Origin of the sequence: Pseudomonas endophytica (assembly GCF_001411475.1) — a bacterium.
GTDB lineage: Bacteria > Pseudomonadota > Gammaproteobacteria > Pseudomonadales > Pseudomonadaceae > Aquipseudomonas > Aquipseudomonas endophytica.
The window spans coordinates 1-8,324 of the sequence record NZ_LLWH01000060.1 but is presented as its reverse complement, the minus strand read 5'-3'; the positions used below and the strand labels follow the sequence as shown (position 1 = coordinate 8,324).

Here is an 8,324-nt window from a genome sequence, read left to right as displayed (position 1 = left end):
GATTTAAGTTTGGGCACGCGGCCCAAACACGGGGCCGGGAGGCGCTCAGCCAGGGTGGCGAGGTTTTCTTCAAGACGTGCGGTTTTCGGGCCAATGATGTTGGCCACCCAACCTTCCAGTTGCAGGCCATCACGGGTGATGGCTTCGGCGGTTAAGAGTGCATGGCTGATGCACCCTAGACGCACACCCACCACCAGTATCACCGGCAGATTCAGCTTCTTAGCCAGATCCGACAAACTGTCCTGCCCAGACAACGGTACGCGCCACCCTCCGGCGCCCTCAATTAAGGTGAAGTCCGCCTGCTGGGCCAAGATATGGCGCATCGGCGCCAGCAATGTCTGGACCGTCACCACCACCCCAGCTTCGCGAGCCGCAATGTGCGGTGCTATGGGCGGCTCAAAGGCCACCGGGTTGACCTGTTCATAGGCCAACGAAACGGAACTCTCGGCCATCAGCGCCAGAGCGTCGGCATTGCGCAGCCCGTCTGGCGTGCTGTCACACCCAGATGCCACCGGCTTGCCCGCAACGGTGCTTAACCCTGCCTCGCGGGCGGCATATAACAAACCCGCGGCAATCGTGGTTTTACCCACATCGGTGTCGGTTCCGGTAATGAAATACGCAGGGTTCATGGCGTTTTCTCCAAGAGGCCGTAGACCACCTGATACGTCGCCGGTAGCCCTTGTGGCTGACGAAACTGCTCATAGCTGCGGATCAATGCTTGAATCCGCGCTCTGCCGGTCAACCCCTCAGGGCGGCCCGGGTTCAAGTTATGTGCACCCAATGCTTTCAACTCATGGGTCAGTTGGCGCACTTGCGCGTAGTGCAGTACATGAGGCTGGCTCTGTAAAGTGAGCAACCGTAATGGGCTGTCAGCGCACAGTTGCTGATACGTGCCAAAAGCTCGGAAGCGATTGACGTGGACTTGCCCGTCCACCGCCCGCCAACTGTCGCGCAACTCGCTCAGCGTGCCCACGCACAAACTGGCAAATGCCAGTACACCACCGGGTTTCAGCACGCGATGGGCTTCGCTGAGCACGCGCCCAAAATCGCCGCACCACTGCAACGCCAAGCTAGAAAAAATCAGATCGCAGCTATCGGCGTGCAGCGGCAAGCTTTCGGCATCGCCCGCAATAAAATGCTGCGCTCCACCCAACGGCCTCGCAAATGCCAACATGCCTTGGGCAATGTCCAGCGCAACGCCTTCACTGTGGGCAAACTGCTGCGCCAAGGCCCGGCTGAAATAGCCCGTGCCGCTGCCCAAATCGACCCAGCGGCTGGGCGCCAGATGCGCAGGCAAACACGCCAGCAACTCATGCCCCACTGCACGTTGCAGCTCGGCCACGCTGTCGTAACTGGCTGCCGCACGCGAAAACGAAACCGCCACCTGACGCTTGTCCGGCAGGTGGCCTGCAAACGTTGCAACACTTAGATCAGTCATCACCCAGCTCGTGTAAAAAAACCTGAATCGCGGCCGCCAACTCGTGCGGCGCTTCCAGTAAAAATGCATGACAGGCCTGTTCAATCAGACCCACTTCGACATCAGGCAACAGCGCCAGCAATGCGCCTGCGGCCTCAGCAGGCACCAAACCATCAGCGCCTGCAAACACGTGCAGTTGCGGCCCATTGAACGTTTGCAACGCGGGGCGCACATCCAGTTGGCCGAGCAACTTAAGGCCCGCTAACAGTGTGGAGGGCTGGGCTTTGGGCGCCGCACCCAGCAGCAACTGCGCCAAGGCGCGCGGCTCAACCGCACCTTGGCTGCACAGCAGGCTAAAGCGCTTAAAGGTACTGTCCGGGGCTTCGGCAAAGCCCGAAATAAACGCTTCAAAGGTGGCGTTGGGCATCGCCGTTGGCCAGTCGTCACGGCACACAAAACTTGGGTTACTGGCCAAGGTGACCAGCCCGCAGCAACGATCACCGCGGCGGGCTGCCAACTCGCTGGCCAACATCCCGCCGAGCGACCAGCCACCCAGCCAAACGTTGTCCGGTAACGTTGAGTCCAACGCGTCCAGCCAGTGCCCCACCAAGGCAGAGTCCAATACCGGCAGCGGTTCTATCTCGACCCGCAAATACTCGTCCAGACCGCGCAGCGCAGCGGCCAATGGCTCCAGCGGGGAAATCCCCATCCCCCACCCGGGCAATAAAATCAGACGATCACGCATGGTTGGGCTCCAGCTTGCGCCAACAGTCATCGAGTACGCTTAACAATAGCTGCACCTGTGCCTCTGTGTGAGCCGCCGACAAGGTCACACGCAACCGCGCACTGCCCGCAGGCACCGTCGGTGGGCGAATCGCAGTCACCAACAAACCGCGCTCGCGCAACATCGCTGACAGCCGCAACGCCCGGCCACTGTCGCCGATCATAAGCGGCTGAATCGGCGTAAAGCTGTCCATCAGTTGCAGACCGATCTGTTCAGCGCCCTGTCGAAACTGGCGGATCAGGCTGTTCAAGTGTTCACGGCGCCCATGCTCGCTGCGCAACAGCTCAAGGCTTTTCAGGGTCGCGCACGCTAACGCTGGCGGCTGACTGGTGGTGTAGATATAAGGCCGGGCGAACTGGATTAGACTCTCGATTAACGCTTCGCTGCCCGCCACAAATGCACCGCTGGTGCCAAAGGCTTTGCCCAACGTGCCCACCAACACCGGCACATCGTCCACGCTCAGCCCAAAATGCTCGGCAACGCCACCGCCGTGTGCACCCAGCGCGCCAAAGCCGTGAGCATCGTCGACCATCAACCAGGCGCCTTTGGCTTTGGCTTCACGGGCAAGCGCCGGTAAATCCGCGATATCGCCGTCCATGCTGAACACGCCATCAGTGACCACCAGCGTATCGCCGCAAGCTTTCTCTAAGCGCTTAGCCAGACTGGCCGAGTCGTTATGTAAATAGCGGTTAAAACGGGCGCCGCTCAATAAACCGGCATCCAATAAAGACGCATGGTTGAGTCGGTCTTCGAGCACCGTATCGCCCTGCCCGACCAACGCCGTGACCGCACCAAGATTGGCCATATAACCATTGCTGAATAACAGCGCACGCGGGCGCCCGGTGAACTCGGCCAGCGCCTCTTCCAACGCGTGATGCGGGCCACTGTGGCCGATGACCAAATGTGACGCGCCGCCGCCTACGCCCCAACGCGACGCGCCGGCCTGCCAGGCTTCAACCACTTGCGGGTGGTTGGCCAAGCCCAAGTAATCGTTATTGCAGAAGGCCAATAAAGGCTGCCCATCAACCACCACCTGCGAGCCTTGTGGGCTTTCAAGCAATGGGCGTTGGCGATAAAGGCTGTCGGCACGGCGCGCAGCCAAACGAGCACTTAAATCAAAAGACATGCGGGCCTCGGAAATGGATTGCACAAGACCTGTAGCCGCTGCCGACGGCTGCGATCTGTTGACCTAAAATCAAAAGATCGCTGCCGTCGGCAGCGGCTACAGTGAAAGGTGTGGAGGCTTACACCGCAGCGTTATAGAACTGCTCGCTGGACTTCTGCTCGATCAGCGCTTGCTCAATCGCCGCCTGATGCACTTCGTCCGCATGCTCTTCACGGGCTTCGGGCAAGATGCCGAGGCGCGCAAACAACTGCATGTCTTTGTCCGCTTGGGGGTTGGCGGTGGTCAGCAATTTATCGCCGTAGAAAATCGAGTTGGCCCCGGCAAAGAACGCCAGCGCCTGCATTTGCTCGTTCATCGCTTCACGCCCGGCCGACAGCCGAACATGGCTTTGCGGCATCATGATCCGCGCCACCGCCAACATCCGGATAAACTCGAACGGGTCGATGTCATCGACATTGGCCAACGGCGTACCCGCCACTTTAACCAGCATGTTGATTGGCACCGATTCCGGGTGTTCTGGCAAGTTGGCAAGTTGGATCAACAGATTGGCGCGGTCGTCCAGCGACTCACCCATGCCCAAAATCCCGCCGGAGCAAATCTTCATGCCCGCGTCACGCACATAGCTCAAGGTTTGCAGACGCTCGCTGTAGGTGCGAGTGGTGATGATGCTGGTGTAGAAGTCGGGCGAGGTATCGAGGTTATGGTTGTAGTAATCCAACCCAGCATGCGCCAGCGCCGCGGTTTGTTCCTGATCGAGTTTGCCCAGCGTCATACAGGTTTCCAGGCCCATGGCCTTCACCCCTTTGACCATTTCAAGGACATAAGGCATGTCTTTGGCCGACGGATGTTTCCAAGCTGCCCCCATACAGAACCGGGTCGCCCCAATCGCTTTGGCACGGGCGGCTTCTTCAAGCACCGCCTGCACCTGCATCAACTTCTCTTTTTCTAGGCCCGTGTTGTAGTGACCCGACTGCGGACAATATTTGCAATCTTCTGGGCAGGCACCGGTTTTGATCGAAAGCAGCGTCGACACTTGAACCCGATTAGCGTCGAAATGCGCACGGTGAACGGTCTGCGCCTGAAAAAGCAGGTCATTGAACGGCTGGACAAACAACGCTCGAACTTCGGCTAAAGACCAATCATGTTTCAAGTTGGCTTGGGTGCTGGCGCTCATCGGCGACTCTCTTGTTTATGCTTGGACTTGAACCTAAAGCAACGGCTTTAGGCACGGCACGGATGCGCGATATGTTTGAGGATGCAACATGACTTGTCAACCACGACACATAGGTACGGTTGACAAGTGGCTACTATTTAACCAAACCTGTTTGTTATGTGATGAGCGCACCGATACGCCTCTTGCCCTGTGCGCCGCGTGTGAACTCGAACTGCCTTGGTTGGGCGACAGCTGCCAGCGCTGTGCATTGCCGCTGCCCATGGCCGGGCTGACCTGCGGCCTGTGTCTCAAGCACCCACCAGCCTTTGAAACCGTTTATGCACCGTGGGCGTATGACTTTCCCATCGACAGTTTGATCAATCGGTTTAAACACAACAGCAAATGGCCTTATGGACGGTTGTTAGCCGACATTCTCGGCCAATCGCTGCGCGATCGTTTCAATACGGGTGATGCCAAACCCGACTTTCTACTGCCTGTGCCGTTATCGGTTAAACGCCTGCGCCAGCGCGGGTACAACCAGGCAGCGATGCTTGCTGACTGGCTGAGCACCGATCTGGGCATCCCAGGTCGCGATCAATGGTTGCTGCGCCACCAAGACACCGCCTCGCAACAGGCACTCGGCGCCAAGACCCGCAAACGCAATGTGCTGCAAGCGTTTAGCCTTGCGCCGCAGCTTGAGGTGCACGGGCTGCACGTGGCGCTGGTGGACGATGTACTGACCACTGGCGCCACGGCACAAAGCCTGGCCCTACTGTTACGTAAAGCAGGAGCCCGGCAGGTCGATGTATATTGCCTGGCGCGCACACCCAAGCCCGACGGGCCGTCTTGACGCCACCCGTCGCAGCGGGCACTTTGCGTGGCTTGATCTGCCTTGTGAATGCACCGACATGCCATTACCTACGCTACTGACACAGCACATCGCTCGACGCCCACAACGTATTGCCTTGCTGCAACACATCGCCGAGCAAGGGTCGATCACCCGTGCGGCGAAAAGCGCAGGCATCAGTTACAAGGCAGCGTGGGACGCAATTGACGAGCTGAACAACTTGGCACAAACCCCGTTGGTTGAACGCAGCATCGGCGGTAAGGGCGGTGGCGGGGCGCGTTTGTCGGATGTTGGGGAGCGGGTCATGCGCTTGTATCAGCGCTTGCAGTCGCTCCAAAGCCAAGTGCTGGAGGCGGCCGAAGACAGCAGCGACCTCGACCTGTTAGGCCGCTTGATGCTCAGAACCAGCGCCCGCAACCAACTGCACGGCAGCGTGAAAGCCATTCACAGCCATGGGCATAACGACCTGATTCAACTTGAACTGCCCGGCGGCCTAACACTCAACGCACAAATTACCCACGACAGTACGCAGCGCTTGGAGCTGAGCACCGGCACCCCGGTCGTGGCGCTAATCAAAGCAGGCTGGCTGCAACTGACCCGCACCGATCAACCGGCGCTGCCCGAATACAACCAACTGCGCGGGCACATCGAGCAGATCCTCCACGCGCACGACAGCCCCAGCGAAGTCCGTATCAGCCTGCCCAGCGGTCAAACGTTGTGCGCCTTGAGCGAACCGCAACACCTCGAAACACTGCAAATGAAAACCGGCAGTGAGGTCAATGTGCAGTTTTCGCCGACGCAGGTCTTGCTCGGAACACCGCTTTAAAACCATCACAAAGCCCTGCAACCGTTGTCGCAGACAGCCATAAGGGCCGCCAGAGCGTCAGTCGCGCTGACCCATCACAGCCTTTGCCAACAACGACACACGCGCAAGCACCCGACAACCTGCAACATCGCTGTCATAACCGCTGCTTAAGGTTGCGCAAAAACCTTAAAGAGCCTGCGCGATATGAACCTATTAGATGAACAACAACCCACTGATTTAGAGCAGATCGTCGGTCTGAGTCGACGCGGTTTCATCAGCGCAGGCGCTTTGTGCGGCGCTGCCTTGTTTATGGGCGGCAACCTATTGAGCCGTAGCGTCTTGGCCGACGGTGTCAGCGCGGCCTCCAGCCCCTTGCTGGGTTTTGAGAGTATCGACGCCGCCATCCGCGATACCCTCACCCTGCCACCGGGCTATCGCGCCTCAGTGTTGATCAGTTGGGGCCAGCCTTTACACACCGGCGGCCCAGCATTCGATCCCAGCGCAAAAGGCAGCGCCGACGCCCAAGAAGTGCAATTTGGCGATAACAATGACGGCATGAGCCTGTTCGCCTTCCCCGACGACCCGAACCGCGCCCTAATGGCCATCAACAACGAATACACCAACTATCGCTACCTTTACCCTCACGGCGGCTTGCCCACGTCCGCCGAAGACGTGCGCAAAGCTCAGGCCAGCGAAGGTGTCTCGGTGATTGAAGTGCAGCGCAAAGGCGACGGCTGGCAGTTTGTTCAAGACTCACCGTTCAACCGACGCATTCATGGCAACACGCCGATTCGCCTCAGCGGCCCAGCCCAAGGGCATGCTTTATTACGCACCCAAGCCGACATCAATGGCTCGCGGGTGCTGGGCACCTTCCAGAACTGTGCCAATGGCAAAACGCCGTGGGGCACTTACCTGACCTGCGAAGAAAACTTCACCGATTGCTTCGGCAGCTCAGACCCCAAGCAGACCTTCAACGCCGCGCAAAAACGCTATGGCGCGGTGGCCGCCAGCAAAGACATCAGCTGGCACCCACACGATCCTCGCTTTGATCTGGCGCTCAACCCCAACGAATTCAACCGCCACGGTTGGGTGGTCGAGATCGACCCGTTCGACCCACAGTCGGTGCCGGTCAAACGCACCGCGCTAGGCCGCTTCAAACACGAAAACGCCGCCTTAGCACAAACCCGAGATGGCCGCGCAGTGGTGTACATGGGTGACGATGAGCGCGGCGAGTTTATTTACAAGTTCATCAGCCGTGACCGGATAGACACCCAACACCCCAAAGCCAACCGCGACCTGCTGGATTACGGCACGCTGTATGTGGCGCGCTTTGATGCAGGCGACAACCACCCAGACCGCCCCAAAGGTCAGGGCCAATGGATCGAGTTGCGCCACGGCAAAAACGGCATCGACGCCAGCCAAGGCTTCGCCAACCAAGCTGAAGTGCTGATCCACGCCCGGCTCGCCGCCAGTGTGGTCAACGCCACCCGCATGGACCGCCCAGAATGGATCGTGGTCAGCCCTAAAGACGGCCAGGTCTATTGCACCCTGACCAATAACGCCAAGCGCGGCGAAGGCGGGCAACCGGTCGGCGGCCCCAACCCACGCGAGAAAAACGTCTACGGGCAAATCCTGCGCTGGAAAGCCCACAACGATGATCACGGCGCAGACCGTTTCGACTGGGACCTGTTTGTGGTGGCGGGCAACCCCGTCGTCCACGCTAAACAGCCCAAAGGCGGCTCGGCCAACATGACCCCACACAACATGTTCAACAGCCCAGACGGCTTGGGTTTTGACGACGCCGGGCGCCTGTGGATCCAGACCGACGGCGACGACAGCAACAGCGGCGACTTCGCGGGTATGGGCAACAATCAAATGCTCTGCGCAGACCCTAACAGCGGTGAAATCCGCCGCTTTATGGTTGGCCCTGTCGGTTGCGAAGTGACCGGCATCAGCTTCTCGCCCGATCAGAAAACCTTGTTCGTGGGCATCCAGCATCCTGGCGAAAAAGGCGGCTCGACCTTCCCAGAGCATCTGCCTAACGGCACACCGCGCTCCTCGGTTATGGCCATCAGCCGCGAAGACGGCGGCATCATCGGCGCCTGAGTACGAGTGTTGGCAGACAAATATCCCGCGTAGGAGCTGCCGCAGGCTGCGATCTTTTGAGGTTGTGGCAGAAGATCAAAAGATCG

Annotated in this window: 8 protein-coding genes; 3 read left to right on the top strand and 5 right to left on the bottom strand. The window is 59.2% G+C overall.

All coding sequences use genetic code 11. The annotated features are described in order from the left end of the window. The 5 genes from bioD to bioB form a co-directional block, all read right to left on the bottom strand. Window positions 1–629, bottom strand: a 629-nt coding sequence (bioD, locus tag AQS70_RS05935) for a dethiobiotin synthase (RefSeq protein ID WP_055101977.1), incomplete at its 3' end; no start/stop codon positions are given. Then, the gene (bioC, locus tag AQS70_RS05930; protein WP_055101976.1) at window positions 626–1,438 is read right to left on the bottom strand and encodes a malonyl-ACP O-methyltransferase BioC; all 813 of its coding nucleotides are present in this window, start codon (window positions 1,436–1,438) and stop codon (window positions 626–628) included. The genes bioD and bioC, both read right to left, overlap by 4 nt. Next, complete coding sequence (locus AQS70_RS05925) at window positions 1,431–2,162, bottom strand: alpha/beta fold hydrolase (protein WP_055101975.1); 732 nt, start codon at window positions 2,160–2,162, stop codon at window positions 1,431–1,433. The genes bioC and AQS70_RS05925 overlap by 8 nt, the downstream gene beginning before the upstream one ends. Further along, complete coding sequence (gene bioF / locus AQS70_RS05920) at window positions 2,155–3,327, bottom strand: 8-amino-7-oxononanoate synthase (RefSeq protein WP_055101974.1); 1,173 nt, start codon at window positions 3,325–3,327, stop codon at window positions 2,155–2,157. Before bioF ends, AQS70_RS05925 begins: the two co-directional genes overlap by 8 nt. 118 nt (window positions 3,328–3,445) lie before the next feature. Next, a complete protein-coding gene (gene bioB, locus AQS70_RS05915; RefSeq protein WP_055101973.1) occupies window positions 3,446–4,501 on the bottom strand; it encodes a biotin synthase BioB in 1,056 nt (351 codons plus the stop codon). A gap of 88 nt (window positions 4,502–4,589) precedes the next feature. On the opposite strand from bioB, the gene AQS70_RS05910 reads away from it, so the two are divergent. From AQS70_RS05910 to AQS70_RS05900, 3 genes are all read left to right on the top strand, one after another. Further along, entirely contained in the window at window positions 4,590–5,330 is a 741-nt protein-coding gene (locus AQS70_RS05910) for a ComF family protein (protein WP_055101972.1), read from the top strand. Window positions 5,331–5,388: 58 nt separating this feature from the next. After that, window positions 5,389–6,153 (top strand): TOBE domain-containing protein, encoded by a 765-nt coding sequence (locus tag AQS70_RS05905; protein WP_055101978.1) that lies wholly within the window; start codon window positions 5,389–5,391, stop codon window positions 6,151–6,153. Window positions 6,154–6,336: 183 nt separating this feature from the next. Further along, on the top strand, window positions 6,337–8,238 hold the full coding sequence (locus AQS70_RS05900) for a PhoX family protein (RefSeq protein WP_055101971.1): 1,902 nt from the start codon (window positions 6,337–6,339) through the stop codon (window positions 8,236–8,238). Window positions 8,239–8,324: the final 86 nt, after the last annotated feature.

What these genes read in the sequence shown, in the direction of transcription:
- bioC (WP_055101976.1), bottom strand. Translation starts at nt 1,438, where the DNA reads ATGACTGATCTAAGTGTTGCAACGTTTGCAGGCCACCTGCCGGACAAG.
- AQS70_RS05925 (WP_055101975.1), bottom strand. Translation starts at nt 2,162, where the DNA reads ATGCGTGATCGTCTGATTTTATTGCCCGGGTGGGGGATGGGGATTTCC.
- bioF (WP_055101974.1), bottom strand. Translation starts at nt 3,327, where the DNA reads ATGTCTTTTGATTTAAGTGCTCGTTTGGCTGCGCGCCGTGCCGACAGC.
- bioB (WP_055101973.1), bottom strand. Translation starts at nt 4,501, where the DNA reads ATGAGCGCCAGCACCCAAGCCAACTTGAAACATGATTGGTCTTTAGCC.
- AQS70_RS05910 (WP_055101972.1), top strand. Translation starts at nt 4,590, where the DNA reads ATGACTTGTCAACCACGACACATAGGTACGGTTGACAAGTGGCTACTA.
- AQS70_RS05905 (WP_055101978.1), top strand. Translation starts at nt 5,389, where the DNA reads ATGCCATTACCTACGCTACTGACACAGCACATCGCTCGACGCCCACAA.
- AQS70_RS05900 (WP_055101971.1), top strand. Translation starts at nt 6,337, where the DNA reads ATGAACCTATTAGATGAACAACAACCCACTGATTTAGAGCAGATCGTC.